Origin of the sequence: Sphingobium sp. LMA1-1-1.1, assembly GCF_040676365.1 — a bacterium.
Lineage (GTDB): Bacteria > Pseudomonadota > Alphaproteobacteria > Sphingomonadales > Sphingomonadaceae > Sphingobium.
Window position 1 is genome coordinate 56608 of the sequence record NZ_JBEGHS010000056.1, and the last position, 16040, is coordinate 72647.

General features: G+C 66.3%; 16 protein-coding genes. 12 read left to right on the forward strand and 4 right to left on the reverse strand.

The genetic code is table 11. The annotated features are described in order from the left end of the window. Nucleotides 1-3: 3 nt before the first annotated feature. The 5 genes from MRBLMA1_RS19370 to MRBLMA1_RS19390 all read left to right on the forward strand — a co-directional run bounded on the left by MRBLMA1_RS19370 (nt 4) and on the right by MRBLMA1_RS19390 (nt 3605). The gene (locus tag MRBLMA1_RS19370; RefSeq protein ID WP_363739085.1) at nt 4-1353 is read left to right on the forward strand and encodes a S41 family peptidase; all 1350 of its coding nucleotides are present in this window, start codon (nt 4-6) and stop codon (nt 1351-1353) included. A 134-nt stretch (nt 1354-1487) separates the two neighbouring features. Next, nucleotides 1488-1973, forward strand: coding sequence for a disulfide bond formation protein B (locus MRBLMA1_RS19375; protein ID WP_363739087.1), 486 nt, complete (start codon nt 1488-1490; stop codon nt 1971-1973). Beyond that, complete coding sequence (locus MRBLMA1_RS19380; protein ID WP_363739088.1) at nt 1970-2521, forward strand: demethoxyubiquinone hydroxylase family protein; 552 nt, start codon at nt 1970-1972, stop codon at nt 2519-2521. Before MRBLMA1_RS19375 ends, MRBLMA1_RS19380 begins: the two co-directional genes overlap by 4 nt. 8 nt (nt 2522-2529) lie before the next feature. Continuing rightward, nucleotides 2530-3114, forward strand: coding sequence for a hypothetical protein (locus MRBLMA1_RS19385; protein WP_363739090.1), 585 nt, complete (start codon nt 2530-2532; stop codon nt 3112-3114). 95 nt (nt 3115-3209) lie between these two features. Then, the gene (locus MRBLMA1_RS19390; RefSeq protein ID WP_363739092.1) at nt 3210-3605 is read left to right on the forward strand and encodes a hypothetical protein; all 396 of its coding nucleotides are present in this window, start codon (nt 3210-3212) and stop codon (nt 3603-3605) included. Nucleotides 3606-3688: 83 nt separating this feature from the next. Here MRBLMA1_RS19390 and MRBLMA1_RS19395 read toward each other — a convergent pair whose 3' ends face one another. Together MRBLMA1_RS19395 and MRBLMA1_RS19400 are read right to left on the reverse strand one after the other, a co-directional pair. Next, nucleotides 3689-6295: a TonB-dependent receptor plug domain-containing protein gene (locus MRBLMA1_RS19395; protein ID WP_363739094.1), complete on the reverse strand. Its 2607-nt coding sequence runs from the start codon at nt 6293-6295 to the stop codon at nt 3689-3691. Between the two features lie 235 nt (nt 6296-6530). Next, entirely contained in the window at nt 6531-7115 is a 585-nt protein-coding gene (locus tag MRBLMA1_RS19400) for a TlpA family protein disulfide reductase (RefSeq protein ID WP_363739095.1), read from the reverse strand. Between the two features lie 58 nt (nt 7116-7173). On the opposite strand from MRBLMA1_RS19400, the gene argH reads away from it, so the two are divergent. Genes argH through MRBLMA1_RS19425 form a run of 5 tightly spaced genes read left to right on the forward strand, consistent with a single transcriptional unit; the run spans nt 7174 to nt 11849 of the window. Beyond that, complete coding sequence (gene argH, locus MRBLMA1_RS19405; protein ID WP_363739097.1) at nt 7174-8553, forward strand: argininosuccinate lyase; 1380 nt, start codon at nt 7174-7176, stop codon at nt 8551-8553. Then, nucleotides 8550-8816, forward strand: coding sequence for a hypothetical protein (locus tag MRBLMA1_RS19410; protein WP_133653645.1), 267 nt, complete (start codon nt 8550-8552; stop codon nt 8814-8816). The genes argH and MRBLMA1_RS19410 overlap by 4 nt, the downstream gene beginning before the upstream one ends. Before the next feature lie 47 nt (nt 8817-8863). Next, nucleotides 8864-10141: a diaminopimelate decarboxylase gene (gene lysA / locus MRBLMA1_RS19415; protein WP_363739099.1), complete on the forward strand. Its 1278-nt coding sequence runs from the start codon at nt 8864-8866 to the stop codon at nt 10139-10141. Next, on the forward strand, nt 10141-10899 hold the full coding sequence (locus tag MRBLMA1_RS19420) for a precorrin-2 dehydrogenase/sirohydrochlorin ferrochelatase family protein (protein ID WP_363739100.1): 759 nt from the start codon (nt 10141-10143) through the stop codon (nt 10897-10899). The genes lysA and MRBLMA1_RS19420 overlap by 1 nt, the downstream gene beginning before the upstream one ends. After that, entirely contained in the window at nt 10896-11849 is a 954-nt protein-coding gene (locus MRBLMA1_RS19425; protein WP_133653648.1) for a zinc transporter ZntB, read from the forward strand. The genes MRBLMA1_RS19420 and MRBLMA1_RS19425 overlap by 4 nt, the downstream gene beginning before the upstream one ends. A 52-nt stretch (nt 11850-11901) precedes the next feature. Here MRBLMA1_RS19425 and MRBLMA1_RS19430 read toward each other — a convergent pair whose 3' ends face one another. Continuing rightward, entirely contained in the window at nt 11902-12525 is a 624-nt protein-coding gene (locus tag MRBLMA1_RS19430) for a response regulator transcription factor (RefSeq protein WP_363739102.1), read from the reverse strand. Nucleotides 12526-12578: 53 nt separating this feature from the next. Continuing rightward, nucleotides 12579-13244 carry a TetR/AcrR family transcriptional regulator gene (locus MRBLMA1_RS19435; RefSeq protein WP_363739104.1) on the reverse strand — a complete coding sequence of 222 codons (666 nt, stop codon included), beginning with the start codon at nt 13242-13244 and terminating at the stop codon, nt 12579-12581. Nucleotides 13245-13331: 87 nt separating this feature from the next. On the opposite strand from MRBLMA1_RS19435, the gene MRBLMA1_RS19440 reads away from it, so the two are divergent. Together MRBLMA1_RS19440 and MRBLMA1_RS19445 are read left to right on the forward strand one after the other, a co-directional pair. Beyond that, on the forward strand, nt 13332-14873 hold the full coding sequence (locus MRBLMA1_RS19440; RefSeq protein ID WP_363739106.1) for an efflux transporter outer membrane subunit: 1542 nt from the start codon (nt 13332-13334) through the stop codon (nt 14871-14873). Continuing rightward, nucleotides 14866-16029, forward strand: a complete 1164-nt coding sequence (locus MRBLMA1_RS19445) for an EmrA/EmrK family multidrug efflux transporter periplasmic adaptor subunit (RefSeq protein WP_363739108.1) — start codon at nt 14866-14868, stop codon at nt 16027-16029. The genes MRBLMA1_RS19440 and MRBLMA1_RS19445 overlap by 8 nt, the downstream gene beginning before the upstream one ends. The last annotated feature ends 11 nt before the right edge of the window (nt 16030-16040 follow it).

Consider the following 16040-nt stretch of genomic DNA (forward strand, 5'->3'; position numbering starts at 1 on the left):
CGCATGAAATCCAATTTCTTCCGGGGCGCCGTCGCCCTTGGCGCGCTCGCGCTCATCCCTGCCACCACCGCGGCGCTCGCCGATGGGGAGGCAAGCAGCTACAAGGCGCTCGACGAGTTCATGGACGTGTTCCAGAAGGTCCGCAGCGATTATGTCGAGAAGGTCGACGATGAAAAGCTGATCAAGGGCGCGATCGACGGCATGCTTGCCAGCCTGGACCCGCATTCCAGTTTCCTCGACGCGCGCGATTTCCAGAATCTGAAGACCCAGACGGAGGGCAGCTATGGCGGCCTTGGCCTTTCCGTCACGCAGGAGGACGGCGCGGTCAAGGTGATCGCGCCGACGCAGGATACCCCGGCCTGGCGCGCGGGGATCAAGGCGGGCGACTATATCACCCATCTCGACGGGCAGCTCATCTATGGCGGCACGCTGGACGAGGCGGTCGACAAGATGCGCGGCGCGCCGGGCACGCAGATCAAGCTGACCATCGTCCGCCCCGGCCGCGACAAGCCGATCGACCTTACCCTGACGCGTGAGATCATCCAGCTGAAGCCCGTGAAATGGGAAGTGAAGAACGGCATCGGCGTCATCAACATCGTCAGCTTCTCGGCCAATACAGGCGCCGACGTTCGCCAGGCGATCCGCAGCATCGACAAGAGCCTGGGCCATAGGCCCACCGGCTATATCCTTGACCTGCGCTCCAATCCGGGCGGGCTGCTGGACGAAGCGGTGTCGGTCAGCGACACCTTCCTGGAACGGGGCGAGATCGTGTCGCAGCGCGGCCGCAACAAGGGCGATGTCGAGCGCTATTATGCCAAGCCGGGCGACGATGCGAAGGGGCTGCCGGTGATCGTGCTGGTGGACGCGGGCTCCGCCTCCGCATCGGAAATCGTCGCGGGCGCCCTTCAGGACCAGCATCGCGCGCTGGTGATGGGCGAGCGCAGCTTCGGCAAGGGCAGCGTCCAGACCATGCTGCCGCTCAGCAGCACCACCGCGCTCAAGCTCACCACCGCACGCTATTACACGCCATCCGGCCGTTCCGTGCAGGAAGGCGGGATCGAGCCGGACGTCAAGGTGCCGCAGCTGAGCGATCCCGATTACAAGAACCGGCCGAAATTCCGCGAAAGCGACCTGCGCCGCCATCTGATCAACGAGATCAAGACCGACAATGCGGCGCTGGAGGAGGACGGCAAGGAGGATCCGCGCTTCGCCGCCACGGCCGAGGAGTTGAAGAAGAAGGGGATCGACGATTTCCAGCTCGACTATGCGCTGAAGACGCTGGCACGGCTGGCGGCAAAGCCGGGGGCGGCCGTCGCCCAGGCAGCGCCTGCCCGCAAGCCGGCGACGCGCTGATAGCGAAAACCGACCTGCTCCTGCCTTTGCAGGAGCAGGTCGGATGAGGCCGATGCGTCACGCCGCTTCACCTCACAGGTTCCCCGCCACAAGTTCAGCATGACGAAAGGCGCGAGACGGTTTAAGCGGGCGATATGAAATCACTGCCCCTTGCCCGCGCGCTGGCGCTGATCTTTCCCCTGGCCATGCTGGGCGGCGCCTACGCCTTTCAGTTCCTTGGCGGCCTGCACCCCTGCGAGATGTGCTGGTGGCAGCGTTACGCCCATTTCGCCGCGATTCCGCTGGCGCTGATCGCCTATGCGCTGCGCGGCCGGGCTTGCTTCAGCGCGCTGTTCACTGGCCTCGCCGGCCTTGCCATCGGCATAAGCGGCGGCATCGGCCTGTTCCATGCCGGAGTGGAATATGGCTGGTGGCAGGGCCTTACCGCCTGTTCGACCAGCCCGACTGCCGGCAATCCCGCGGATATCCTCAACCAGATCATGGCGACGCCGATCACCCGATGCGATGTGGCGGCCTGGAGCCTGTTCGGCATTTCGATGGCGGGCTATAACGGCCTCTTGTCGGGGGCGGCGGCGCTCCTCATCTTGGCATTGCTGCTTGGGAAAGGGAGCAAGGCATGAGCGCAAAGGACTTTCCACGCCCCGGTCGCCGCGTGACCGATGCGGAGCGCGCCTCCATGCTGCGCGTCGACCAGGCGGGGGAATTTGGCGCGACGCGCATCTATGCCGGGCAACTGGCCGTCATGGGCGACCGGCATCCCGATTCCCGCCTGATCGCCGGCATGGCCGCGCAGGAGGAACGGCACCGCAAGCATTTCGACGCGATGATCGCGCGCCGGGGTGGGCGGCCGACGGCGCTCCAGCCGATCTGGAATGTGGCGGGCTTCGCGCTGGGCGCGGTAACGGCCGCCATCGGGCCGCGCGCCGCCATGGCCTGCACCGCGGCGATCGAGACGGAGATCGACCGCCATTATGCCGAACAGCTCGAGCAATTGGGGCAGGACGATCCGGAACTCTCCACTGCCATCGCGGATTTCCAGGCGGAGGAGGTCGAGCATCGCGATGCCGCCATCGCCCATGGCGCGGAGCAGGCCCCGGCCTACCCCTTGTTGTCCGGCGCCATCAGACTGGGCTGTCGCGCTGCCATCGCCCTTTCGAAGCGCATCTGAGGAGAAGCATGATGAAGACCAGCCTGATCGCCGCCATGCTTTTGCTGGGCGCCGCCTCCCCCGTGCTGGCACAGCAGGGGCCGACTTTGCCGAAGGAGGAGGCGCCTGCCGCGCAAACCGGGTCGGAACGCGTCAATCTGGTCATCGTCTATGGCGATGACCCCTGCCCGCAAAGCCAGGGCAGCGACATCGTCGTCTGCGCCCGCAAGGGCGAGGAAGAGCGCTACCGCATTCCCGAGCCGTTGCGCGGCGACCCCAACCAGCCGAGCCACCAGGCCTGGGGCGAGCGGGTGAGATCGATGGAATATGTCGGCCGCAGCGGCACCGAAAGCTGCTCGCCGGTGGGCGGCGGCGGCGCCACGGGCTGCTTCGCGCAACTGGCGCGGCTTGCCAAGGCGGAACGGCAGGCGGCGGACAGCGCAGGCTGGAAGGATCTGGTCGCGGCGGAACGCGCCCGGCGCCTCTCCACCATCGACGCGGACAGCAAGGCGATCGAGGCGCGGGCCGTTGCCGAGGAAAGGACGCAGGCTGCCCAGCAACAGCAGCAAGGCGGGGCGGCAGGCGCGCAACAGGGAACGCCGCCGCAGCAGTGACGGCAAGGGCCGGTCGCCGGCGTCTTGAAAATAAGGCCGTCGGCAACCGGGCAATCCGGACGGCGGGACAGGGGACGAAGAAGGAATATGGATCGATGCGTCTCTTCCCCGCCCTTTCCCTGGCCGCCGTCGCGCTGGTTCCGCTGACTTTCGGGGGCGCGGCCCGTGCCGAGCCGCCGCAAAAGATCTTCAACCTGGTCGTCTATGGCGATGATCCCTGTCCCAAGGGCGAGGGCGACGAGATCATCGTCTGCGCTCGCAAGCCGGAAGCCGAACGATACCGCATTCCCAAGAAGCTGCGCGAAAAGCCGGAGCCGGCGGGCGGACCGGGCTGGGGCAGCCAGGTCGCCACGATGGAGGAGGTGCAGCGGCAGACCCTGCCGGGCAGTTGCTCCGCCATCGGCAGCAACGGCTTTACAGGCTGCACCGCCAAGATGCTGGAACAATGGTTTGCCGAACGGCGGATGCAGGAATCGAAGGGCGAACCCTGAGACCCCGGTTTCCGCCGGCATAAAGTTTCCCACGGCATAAAAGGGCCGGTCCTTTCGAGACCGGCCCTTCCCTTCGTGACGCTTCAGAACTTGAAGTCGAGCCGCGCGTAATAATAGCCGCCCGACGTGCCATAGGGACCATGTCCAAAATAGGCGTTATAGGCGCCGGCACCGTTGATGAAGGGCGAAACGCCCGCACCCGGCGTGACGCCCTGCATCATCGCGGGCACCTCTGGCCGCTTGTTGAACAGGTTGTTCGCGCCGACCGAGAAAGTGACGGCGTCGGTGAAGTCGTAGCTCGCCTCCAGGTCGGTGAGCGCCGTCGCCTTGACCACGCCGTTGAAGTAGAGCTGATTGGCGTTGACCCCGTTCACGATGGCGCCGTCCGCGATCAGGAACCCGCCGCTGGGAATGAACAAGGCCGGGCGGACGAGCACGCTGGTCTTGCCGTAGAAGGTTTCACGCAGGTTGAGCGAGAATTTCCCGCTCTTGAACAAGGCGCCGGCCACGATCTTGTAGTCCGGGTTGGAGCGTTCGATATTGCTTTCCGACGCCGCGTTGAAGATCGGATAGCCGACCTTGTTGTTGGTGATCTTCGTCTTGTTGTAGTTCGTCGTCAGCGACAGGTTCAGCGTGCCGAAGTCCAGCGCGACGGGGTAGGCGGCGGAGAAGTCGATGCCCCAGGTGCGGGTATCGATGCCGTTGGTGAAGCTGGACACGCCGATCGTGCCGCTGGTGAACAGCGCGCTGTCGAGGACGATGCCCGCCGCGTTCAGGGCGTTCAGGATATCGGCGCCGCCCGGCTGGGCAACGCCGTTCAGGACGGCGTTGCGCGCCGCCGTGCCGGTGATGCGATCCTTGATCTTGATGATGTAGCCGTCGACCGTAATGGCGAGCTTGGGCACCGGCCGCAGCACGACGCCTGCCGAGAAGTTCTTCGATTTTTCAGGCTTCAGCGCGTTGAAGCCCAGCAGCGCCGCGGCGGGCGTGCCGGCGGGAAGCTGCGCGACGGCGCTGGTCGGGCCGACGTTGATCGTCGAATATTTCTGCTCCGCCAGCGTCGGGGCGCGGAAACCGGTGCTGACGGTGCCGCGCAGCGCGAAGGCGGGGCTGAAGTCGTAGCGCGTGGTGATCTTGCCGATGGTGGTGTTGCCGAAGTCGGTATAATCCTCATAGCGGCCGGCAAGGTCGACGGACCAATGTTCCACCGGCTCCGCGATCAGGTTGATATAGCCGGCCTTCGAACTGCGGTGGAACTTGCCCGCGTCGGTCGCCTTGTAGCCGGGGAAGGATTGAACGCCGGTCCTGTAGGTCGAATAATAGTCGCCTGCGACGATCTCATAGGTGTCCCGGCGATATTCGCCGCCGAAGGCGAAGGTGAGGGGGCTGGCCAGCCCGACCTCATATTCCTTGCGGATGTCGGCGGTGACGGTGGTCTGACTCAGGCGGAAGCCGCCGTCATAGGCCTTGTCCACCGTGTTCGGCTTGCCGATGCCCTGTAGCGATGCGGCATAGCTTTCCTGCCAGACTTCGCGATGGGCGGACGCTTCGGTCCAGATGTCGTCCTTCTGGTGGCCATAGGTGGTGCTGAGGTCATAGTTCCAGCCCGACACCTCGCCCTTGGCGCCGACGGTGAAGCTGTATTCGTCCTCGATCACATGCTGAAGCGGGACCATGCCCCAGATGCCGGTATCGCCATAGCAGATGCTGGGATCATAGGCCGCGGGCGTGATGCCACCGCCCAGATTGCCGGTTTCGTAACAGATGCGCTTGGGATGACGGTAGCCCTGCTTGGCATAGCCGATGCGGCGGGCATAATCGCCGAAGCTGTAGAGTTCGACGCCGCCGAAATCATAGCCCATATTGTAGAAGGCTTCGGTCAGATAGGTCTTGGGCTGGCCGCCGTTGATCCCCGACAGCGCGTCGCCCGCCAGGTTCGACCATTGGGCCGGCGTGTTGGATTGCAGCGTGCCGTCCGGCCGGGTGATCTGCACCTGTCCGGTGCCGACGGTGGTGTAGTCCTGGCGGCGGTGGAACAGGCTGAGGTTGAAGAAGCCGTCTTCGCCCAGCTTGAAACCCATATTGCCGGAAACGGAGAACAACTCGCCCTCGCTGTCATAATATTGGCCGCCGGTTACCTTGAAGCTGCCGCCTTCGTTGTTGTCCTTGAGGATGAAGTTGATGACGCCGGCGATCGCGTCCGTGCCGTAGACGGCCGCCGCGCCTTCCTGGAACACCTCGACGCGGGCGATGGCGTCCGGCGGGATCAGGTCGATGCTGGGCGCGGCCGAACCCTGGAACGCGCCGGAGATCACCTGGAGGATGCCGTTGCCGTGGCGGCGCTTGCCGTTGACCAGCACCAGCGTGTGGTTGGGGCTGAGGCCGCGCAGCCGGGCAGACAGCGAGAAGCTGGAAAGGTCGGTGCCCTGCGTCTGGGCGGTGAAGCTCGGCACGATCTGGGTCAGCACCTGGTTGAGGTTGGGCTGGCCGACATGGCTGATCGCTTCCTCGCTCAGCACCTGGATCGGCGCGGCGCTTTCGGCGGCCTGCATGCCCACGGCGCGCGTGCCGGTCACTATGATGGCGGCGCCTTCATCGGCCTGCGCTGTCTGTGCCTCCTGCGCCATCGCGCAGGCCGACCATGACGAGGCCAGCACCAATGAAAGGCGAAGAGCGGATATTCCTGTCATCTAATGCCCCCTGTTTGCACTTGTTCATGACAGGGGGTTCAACGGACTGAGTCGGGGAAACCGCTATTGCGCTGCACAAAAATTATAAGGGAAGAAACGTTTCTGCTTCATTTCTGAAGGGAAGTGGCGGCAAACTTCCATGCTGCGGAGCGGAATGAAAGTTCGCCAAGGTGCGTGGGATCAGCCGCATTTTGCAGGAGGCGGGCGGCGCGGGCAGGGGAAGGAGCGTCCTGCGTCAGCTTGCCATGGCCGCGTCGATCAGCGCGCGCCCTTCCTTGCTGTTCCAATCCATGGCGCCAACGACACGCGCCATTTCCTTGCCCTGCGCATCATAGATGACGGTGGTGGGCAGCATGCCGGTATTGTAATGAAAGCCGAACTGGTTTTCCGGGTCGATCCAGCCCTTCAGATGCGGCAGGGGATGTTTTTCGAAGAAGGGCTTGATCACCGTCTCTCCCTGGCTGTCCTGGGAGATGGTGAGGACGGCCAGCCCCTTTTTGCCATATTCCGCCGCGACCGCGTCCAAAGTCGGCATTTCCGCCACGCAGGGCGCGCACCATGTGGCCCACAGGTTGACCAGCATCGGCTTGCCCGCGAAATCCTTGAGCGCGGCGTCGCTGCCGTCCGGGTTCTGGAAGGTGAAATCGGGTGCGGGGGTTCCGGCCTTTGATCGGTCGATCGTATAGCTGAACGCGCCTCCCTTGCCCGGAGCGCCGCTTTGTCCCGGTCCCGTCGCCTCCTCGCTGGCGTTCGGGCCTTGCCCGGCGGGCGGCGATTGCTTATCGCACGCGCCAAGGCCAGCCAGCAGGAGCAGTGTCATTACGCAGCGCAAGGAAGATCGGAACGGGGAAGATCGCACGGGAAAAAGCTCCAACAGCATGTGGGGCGGACGCTTCGCGGCCGGTCCGGCTTCGGTCATGCGGGAGATAAATGCCTCGATCCCGTTCGACAAGCGCCTGTGGAAGCAGGACATCGCCGGATCGAAGGCGCATGTCGCGATGCTGGCCAAGCAGGGCATCGTCGATGGCGAGGATGCGCAGGCGATCACCGAGGGGCTGAACCGCATCGCCGCGGAATATGAAGCCGACGGCGTGCCGGTCGACCTGGACCTGGAAGACATCCACATGGTGACGGAGTCGCGCCTTGCCGAACTGATCGGTCCGGCGGCGGGACGGCTGCACACGGCGCGCTCGCGCAACGACCAGGTGGCGACCGACTTCCGCCTCTGGGTGCGGGACGCCATCGATGAGGTCGAGATGGGGCTGCAGGGCCTGTCCGACATGCTGCTCGCCCGCGCGGAGGAGCATGCCGATGCGGTGATGCCCGGCTTCACTCACCTGCAATCCGCCCAGCCGGTGACGCTGGGTCATCACCTGATGGCCTATCATGAGATGGTTCGCCGCGACCGCAGCCGCTTCGCCGATGCGCGGGCGCGGCTCAACGAATGTCCGCTGGGCGCGGCGGCGCTGGCGGGAACGGGCTTTCCGATCGATCGCCACGCGACGGCGGCGGCGCTGGGTTTCGCCAAGCCGACCGACAACAGCCTCGACAGCGTGTCGGACCGGGACTTCGCGCTCGATTACCTGATGGCGGCGACGCAGTGCAGCCTGCACCTTTCCCGCCTGGCGGAGGAGTTCATCATCTGGGCGAGCCAGCCCTTCGGCTTCGTGAAACTGCCCGATGCCTATTCGACCGGCAGTTCGATCATGCCGCAGAAGCGCAATCCCGACGCTGCCGAGCTGGTGCGCGGCCATTCCGGGCGGATCATGGGCTGCATGAACGCGCTCTGCGTGACGATGAAGGGCCTGCCGCTCGCTTATTCGAAGGACATGCAGGACGACAAGCCGCCGGTGTTCGAGGCGCATGACCTGCTGGGCCTTTCGATCGCCGCGATGACCGGGATGATCGAGACGGTGACCTTCCGCACCGACCGGATGCGCGGACTGGCGGAGAGCGGCTTCGCCACGGCGACCGACCTTGCCGACTGGCTGGTGCGCGAAGGCGACATTCCCTTCCGCGAGGCGCATCATATCACCGGCCGCGCCGTCGCGGCGGCGGAAGCGGCGGGCGTGCAGCTTGCCGACCTGCCCATCGATACGCTCAAGGCCATTGATGCGCGCATCGATGAGCGTATCTATGCGGTGCTGACGGTCGATGCCTCGGTCGCCAGCCGCAGGAGCCATGGCGGCACCGCGCCCGACCAGGTGCGCGCGCGGATCGCGCAGGCCCGGCAGAACGCGAAAGGGCAGAAACAATGACGGTCGCACGAATTGCCGCGGGAATGGCCCTGGCCAGCGTGGCGCTGGTCCTGGCGTCCTGCGGCGGCCGCCAGCCGCTCAAGCCCATTCAGGGCCAGCGCCTGCCCGCCGTGCCGGTCGGCGCGGCGACGGCGCCCACGGCGGCGCAGCTTACTGCGCCCTCCATTCAGGCGCGGCCGGAACGCAACGTCGAACTGCTGACCCAGTCGAAGGAACGCGACGACGATAAATTCGACCTGCCGCCCGAAAGCGAACTGCAATAGCGTTGGGCGCTGGATCCCGGCGCCAGGATTTCACTAGGATAACAGCCTTGGACCATTTCAACTATGTCGACGGCGCCATGCAGGTGGAGCAGGTGTCGATGGCGGAGATCGCGGCGCAGGTCGGCACGCCCGTCTATATCTATTCCACTGCGACGCTGAGCCGCCATGTCGGCGTGTTCCGCGATGGACTGTCGCAGCTTGCCGATCCGTTGATCGCCTTTGCGGTGAAGGCCAATCCCAACGCCGCCGTGCTGGCGACGCTGGCGAAGCTGGGTCTGGGCGCGGACGTCGTGTCGGCGGGTGAATTGCTGCGCGCGCTGGCGGCCGGCATTCCGGCGAACCGCATCGTCTTTTCGGGCGTCGGCAAGACGGCGGATGAAATGCGCATCGCGCTGGAAAAGGGCATCTACCAGTTCAATCTGGAAAGCGAGCCCGAGGCGGAGATGCTGTCCCAGGTGGCGCTGTCCATGGGCCGGAAAGCGCCGGTCGCCTATCGCATCAACCCGGATGTCGACGCGGGAACCCATGCCAAGATTTCGACCGGCAAGTCGGAAAACAAGTTCGGCATCCCCTATGACCGCGCCCTCGCCAGCTATGCCGCCGCCCGCGACCTGCCGGGCCTGGATGTGCAGGGCGTGGCGGTGCACATCGGCAGCCAGTTGACCGATCTCAAGCCGCTGGAAGCCGCCTTCGTCAAGGTGGGCGCGCTGATCGCAAGCCTGCGTGAGGCAGGCCACGACATCCGCACCGCGGACCTGGGCGGCGGGCTGGGCGTGCCCTATGATCCCTCCCAGCCGCTGCCGCCGAGCCCCGCTGAATATGGCGCGATGGTGACGCGGGTGACGCAGGGCTGGGACGTCCGCCTGATGTTCGAGCCGGGCCGCCTGATCGTCGGCAATGCCGGCGTGCTGCTGTCGCAGGTGGTGCGCGTGAAGCAGGGCGCGCAGGCGCCCTTCGTGATCGTCGACGCGGCGATGAACGACCTGCTGCGGCCCAGCCTCTACGATGCCTGGCACGACATTCGCGCCGTCCATCCGAAGGGCGATCGCGCCGCCGCCAATGTCGTGGGCCCGGTGTGCGAGACGGGCGACACCTTCGCCATGCATCGCGACATGGACGTGGTGGCGGCGGGCGACCTGGTCGCGTTCATGACCGCGGGCGCCTATGGCGCGACCATGGCCAGCACCTATAATAGCCGCGCGCTGACCCCCGAAGTGCTGGTGTCGGGGGACCGATGGGCCGTGGTCCGCGCCCGCCCGCCCATAGAGGCGCTGATCGAAGGCGACAGCATTCCGGCCTGGGTCGCGGAAGGCGCGACGGAATAATGCACAGCCTGCCCGTCTTCCTGCGGTTGCAAGGGCGGGCCGTCATCCTGACAGGCGTGGGCGAGGCGGCGGACGCCAAGCGACGCCTGCTGGAACGGGCGGGCGCCCGCGTCGTGGACGAGGGCGAGCATGCCGCGCTGGCGATCGTCGCGGACGGCGATGAGGCGACGGTGCAGCGGCTGCGCGCGCGGGGCATATTGGTGAACGCCACCGACAGGCCGGAGCTTTGCGACTTCACCCTTCCCGCCATAGTCGCCCGCGAGCCGGTTCTGGTCGCCATTGGGACCGGGGGCGCATCGGCCGGCCTGGCCAAGGCGTTGCGCCAGCGGATCGAAGCCATGCTGCCGGCCCGATTGGGGTCGCTGGCGACGGCACTTCACGATGCGCGCACCGCGATCCGCCGCCGTTGGCCCGACGCAGCGGCGCGGCGAAGGGCGATCGATACGGGACTCGCCAAAGGCGGCCTTATCGATCCGCTTTCCGAGGGGGCGGTGGATGCCCTGCCGGACTGGCTGGCCGATGCCGGGGATGCACGGGCCGATCGGTTGGAAACCGTCCGCCTGCTTTCGCGCGATCCCGATGACCTCACGCTGCGCGCCGCCCGCCTGCTGGGCGAGGCCGATCGGCTGTATCACGCGCCCGACGTGCCCGACGCGATCCTGGACCGGGCGCGGGCCGATGCGGTGCGGATCGCGGCCAGCGCCGCGCCCGAAAAGCCCGGGGCGGGGCTGTCGCTCTGGTTGGAGATGATGCCATAAGCCGGGTATTTCTTTTCGACGGCGCGCGGACGCAGGAAGTATCGCTCGACGATTTCTGCGCGCGGACGCAGGACGCACCGTTCAGCTGGGTTCATGCCGATGGCTGGCAGGAGGATGCCCGGCTGGTTGCGTCCCGCTGCGACCATATGCCCGAAGCGGCTCTGTCCGCCCTGCTGGCGCAGGAGACGCGGCCGCGCTGCACGCTGATGGCCCATGGCGCGCTGGTGAACCTGCGCGGGCTTGGGACCAGAGAGGATGATATCGGCGATCCGCTGGTGTCGATCCGCCTCTGGGCGGAAGAGGCGCGGGTCATTTCCGTCAGCTATCGTCCGCTCGCGGCGATCGAGCCGGTCCGGCAGCAGATGCTGCGCGGCCTCATTCGCGACCCCGGCGACCTGATCGCCGCCCTGGCGCAGCAGATCACCGAAGCGCTCGACCCGGAAGTCGCTGAACTGGGCGATGGCCTGGACGACATTGAAAGCGCATTGACCGAATATGGACCGGCCGAGGCGCGGCGGCGGGTATCGGAAATCCGCGCGACGGCGATCGGCTACCGCCGCTTCATCGCCCCGCAGCGGCAGGCGCTGGAAAGATTGTCGACCGCCGATGCGCCATGGCTGGAGCCTGACGACCGGCTGCACCTTCAGGAAGCGGCGGATCGTTGCGCCCGCATGGCGGAGGAACTGGAGGCGGTGCGTGAGCGGTCGGCGCTTGCCCATGAAGAATTGACCGACCTGCGCGCGGAACAGATGAACCGGCAGGCGCTGCTCATCTCCGTCGTCGCGCTGGTGTTCCTGCCGCTGACCTTCCTGACCGGGCTGCTGGGCATGAATGTCGACGGGATCCCCTTTGCCCATGAATCCTGGGCCTTTTGGGGGGTGGTGGGGGTGTGCGTCGTCATGGCGGCCGGGATCGGCGGATGGTTCGCCGCGACCCAGTGGCTGAAATGAGATGCAAGCGCCCTTGCCCGGTCCTCCAAGGGACGATGGGGAGGATTAATCCTTAATTCCGCACCGCGTTCAGGCGCGCGATTTCGTCATGCAGTGCCTGGATGGAGGACACCAGCCGCGCACGATCCGCCTGCATCTCCGCCAGCGCATCGCGCGTTTCCCCCAGTTCCAGTGCGCGGCGGGCGATCCGGGCGTCCAGCTCCGCATTGTGCCGGGTCAGGGTGCCGATCTCTTCGGCCCGCGCCCAGAGATGGCGCAGCCGGGCGTCGAGCAGGTCGAAATCAAAGGGCTTCACTACATGATCGTCGGCACCTGCATCCAGCGCCTCGACAGCGGAGATCGCGTCCTGCGCTCCGCCGATCATCACGAAACAGGCATTGCCGGCAAGCCCCGCCGCGCGGATCTTCCGCATCGTCGTCAGGCTGGGCAACAGGGTCAGCCCCATGTCGATCAGGATGATGTCGACCGGCCGCGTGACCAGCATCGTCAATGCAGCAAAGCCGTCTTCCGCCAGCCCGACATCATAGCCAAGGTGCGACAGCCGGCGCGCGACGACAGCGCGGGAGGTGGCGTCTTCATCCACCATCAGCAGCCGCAGGCGCCGGGGCGTTCGGCCTTGTTCCACAGCCTGTGCCCGTTGCGGCCTGCTGATGCTGTCGCGTTTCCAGAATTGCATGACGTCCCACCTCTTGCCACCGCGCAGCATAGGATCGGCGCGCAAAGAAATGGTTAACGCATGTCCGGCGCATAGGCGCGCAGGAAACAGTCCAGCCCATGTTCGACATCGGCCTTGATCTGGTCCGCCCCTGCCTGTTCGATCTGTCCCCAGACCAGCGATTGATGACAGCCCGAAAGCATCAGCATGGTGAAGGTGCGCGCCGCCTGGTCGGGGTCGGCCCGGCGCAGCAGGCCGCGATCCATCGCCCTTTCCAGAAATGCGGATACCAGCCGCCGCGCACCGCCCGGCGCATGTTCGTAGAAGATCCTTCCCATTTCGGGAAAGCGCCCCGATTCGGACGCCACCAGCCGGTAGAGCGCGATGCTTTCCGGCGCGGTGATCTTCGTCAGCATGCCCAGCCCCAGCGTCCGCAATGTTTCCGTCAGGTCGCCATCGGGATCGAGTATTTCCGCGAGGCGCGCCTTATAGGCGGTGGTGGCTTCGTCCAGGACGGCGGCGAACAATGCTTCCTTGGACGGAAAATAGCTCCAGAGCGTACCCTTTGAACCGCCAAGCGTCGCGGCGATCCCCGACATGGTGGTCGCCGCATAGCCGTCCTCCAGGAATGAACGCGACGCCACCGCCAATATGGCCTTCCGCCGGTCCAGGCGGCGGGCTTCCCTGCGGCTGAACGGGGGGTCGGGCCGGGGATTCGGCAGGGGATCAGGCACTGTCATGATATCGTACCATATAGTACGATAATTTGGTTGACAAGGATTTGCAACCGGCGCAAAGGCCGATTTCATACTAAGTGGTACGATTTTATGCCCATGAGTCGTCATCCCGATTTCCTGTCTTCTTCCGCCCGCGCCCTGCTTCTTGCTGGCGCGGTTCTGCTGTCGGGCTGCGCGGCCGTGCCAAAGCTTGGTCCGCAGCCGGTTGTGCGGGCGCCCGACAGTATCGCGGCGGAGCGCAGCCTTCAGGCCGACAATGCCGTGCAATGGCCCTCCGACGGCTGGTGGAAGGCCTATGGCGATCCGCAACTGGATGCGCTGGTGGAGGAAGGGTTGAAGGGGTCGCCGGACGTCAGCGCCGCCGCCGCCCGATTCGCCCAGGCCAATGCCGCCGCGCAGCAGGCGGGCGCGCCATTGCTGCCCTCGATCGACCTCGACGCCAGCGGCGGTGCGACCAAATCCAGCTATAATATGGGCATGCCGAAGGAATTCGTGCCCAAGGGTTGGCTGGGCACGGGCCGCGTGGCGCTGAATTTCGGTTTCGACCTCGACCTCTGGGGCAGGAATCGGGCGGCGCTGGCTGCGGCAACGTCCCAGGCGCGCGCGGCGGAGATCGACGCGCGGCAGGCGCGGCTGGCGCTGGCGACCGGCGTGGCCGACGCCTATGCGGACCTGGCCCGATTATATGATGAGCGCGATATTCAGGCGCGGGCGCTGGAAATCCGGACCGCCAGCCAGAAGCTGGTGGCGGATCGCCGCGCCAACGGGCTGGAAACGCGCGGCAGCGAACGGCAGGCCGACGCGACCGTCTCGTCCGCCAAGGCGCAGCTTGCCGCCGCGGACCAGGCGATTGCGATGCGCCAGCATCAGATAGCCGCCCTGATCGGCGCCGGGCCGGACCGGGGCCTTGCCATTGCCCGGCCGCAGCTCGGCAAGCCGGGCCCGCTCGGCCTGCCTGCGGACGTCACCACCAATCTGGTGGCGCGTCGGCCCGATGTCGCCGCGGCGCTGGCCCGGACCGAAGCGGCGGCGAAGCGGGTCAAGGTGGCGCGGGCCGACTTCTTCCCGGCCATTCGCCTGAGCGCGCTGATCGGCGTGCAATCGCTCGGCTATCAGACGGTGCTCCAGAATGGCGCTTTCGCGGGCGGGCCAAGCTCCTTCGCGGACACGCTGTTCAAGAAGGATTCGCTGTTCGGCAATGCCGGTCCCGCGATCAGCCTGCCGATCTTTCACGGTGGTGCGCTGAGTGGCCAGTATCGCGGCGCACGCGCCGTCTATGACGAGGCGGTGGCCAGCTATGACCGGACCGTGCTTGGCGCTTATCAGCAGGTGGCCGATGCGGTGACCGGACGGCGGGCGCTGGACCAGCGGCTGATCGATGCGCGCGCGGCGCTGGCGGCTTCGGAGGAAGCCTATGGCATTGTCCGCCAGCGCTATGAAGGCGGCCTCAACACCTATCTTGACGTGCTGAACGTGGAGGACCAGCTTCTGGCCGCGCGTCAGGCCGTCGCGGAGCTGGAGGCGAGCGCCTTCACGCTCGACATCGCCCTTATTCGCGCGTTGGGCGGCGGCTTTGCCGCGGACGGCGCGCAGACACAGCTCCAGTTGTCCAAGGATACGCCCCATGGCTGACGCCAAGCCCGAATTCACGTCCGATGCGAGCAAGGCCGACGATGCGGCCGAAGCCGCCGCCCAGCGCAAGGCAATCCGCAAGAAATGGCTGGTGCGGCTGGCGCTGGCCGTACTGATCCTCGGCGCGGCCTATGCTCTTTGGTACCTGCTGATCGGGCGCAACCATGTCAGCACCGACAATGCCTATGTGAATGCGGACGTGGCGCAGGTGACGCCGCTCATCTCCGCCCAGGCGACCGACGTGCTGGTGACGGATACGCAGGCCGTCCGGCGCGGCGACATATTGGTGAAGCTCGACCCCACCAACGCCCGCATCGCCATCGCCCAGGCGGAGGCCGACCTGGCCGAGGCCCGTCGCCGGTTCCGCCAGGCCGTCGCGACCAGCGGTTCGCTGGCCGCGCAGGTGGAGGCGCGCGGCGCCGACATCAACCAGGCGCGGGCACAGCTCGCAAGTGCGCAGGCCGATTTCGACAAGGCGCGCATCGATCTTCGCCGGCGCGAGGCGCTGGCCCCCAATGGCGCTGTTTCCGGTGAGGAACTGACCAGCGCGCGCAAGGGCTATGCCGCGGCGCAGGCGGCGCTCGACCTGGCCAAGGCCGGGGTGGCGACGGCCGAAGCGACGCGTGGCGCCGCCAGTGGGCAGCTTGCCGCCAATGACGCGCTGGTGCGCGGATCGACCATCGACACCGATCCCGCCGTGCTCGCCGCCAAGGCGAAGCTGGACAGTGCAAGGCTCGATCTGGACCGCACCGTCATCCGCGCGCCGATCGACGGCGTCGTGACCCGGCGGTCGGTGCAGATCGGCCAGCGCGTGGCGCAGGGCAGCCCGATCATGAGCATCGTCCCGCTCGCCCAGGTCTATGTCGACGCCAATTTCAAGGAGCGCCAGCTTGGCCGGGTGAAGGTCGGCATGCCAGCGACCGTCACATCGGACCTTTATGGCGGCGATGTCGTCTATCATGGCAAGGTCGTTGGCTTCTCCGGCGGCACCGGCGCGTCGATGGCGCTGATCCCGGCGCAGAACGCCACCGGCAACTGGATCAAGGTCGTGCAGCGCGTGCCCGTGCGCATTGCGCTCGATCCGAAGGAACTGGCTGAGCATCCGCTGCGCGTCGGGCTTTCCATGGAAGCCGAAATCGACCTTTCGGGCCGGTAAGGAGGCCTGTG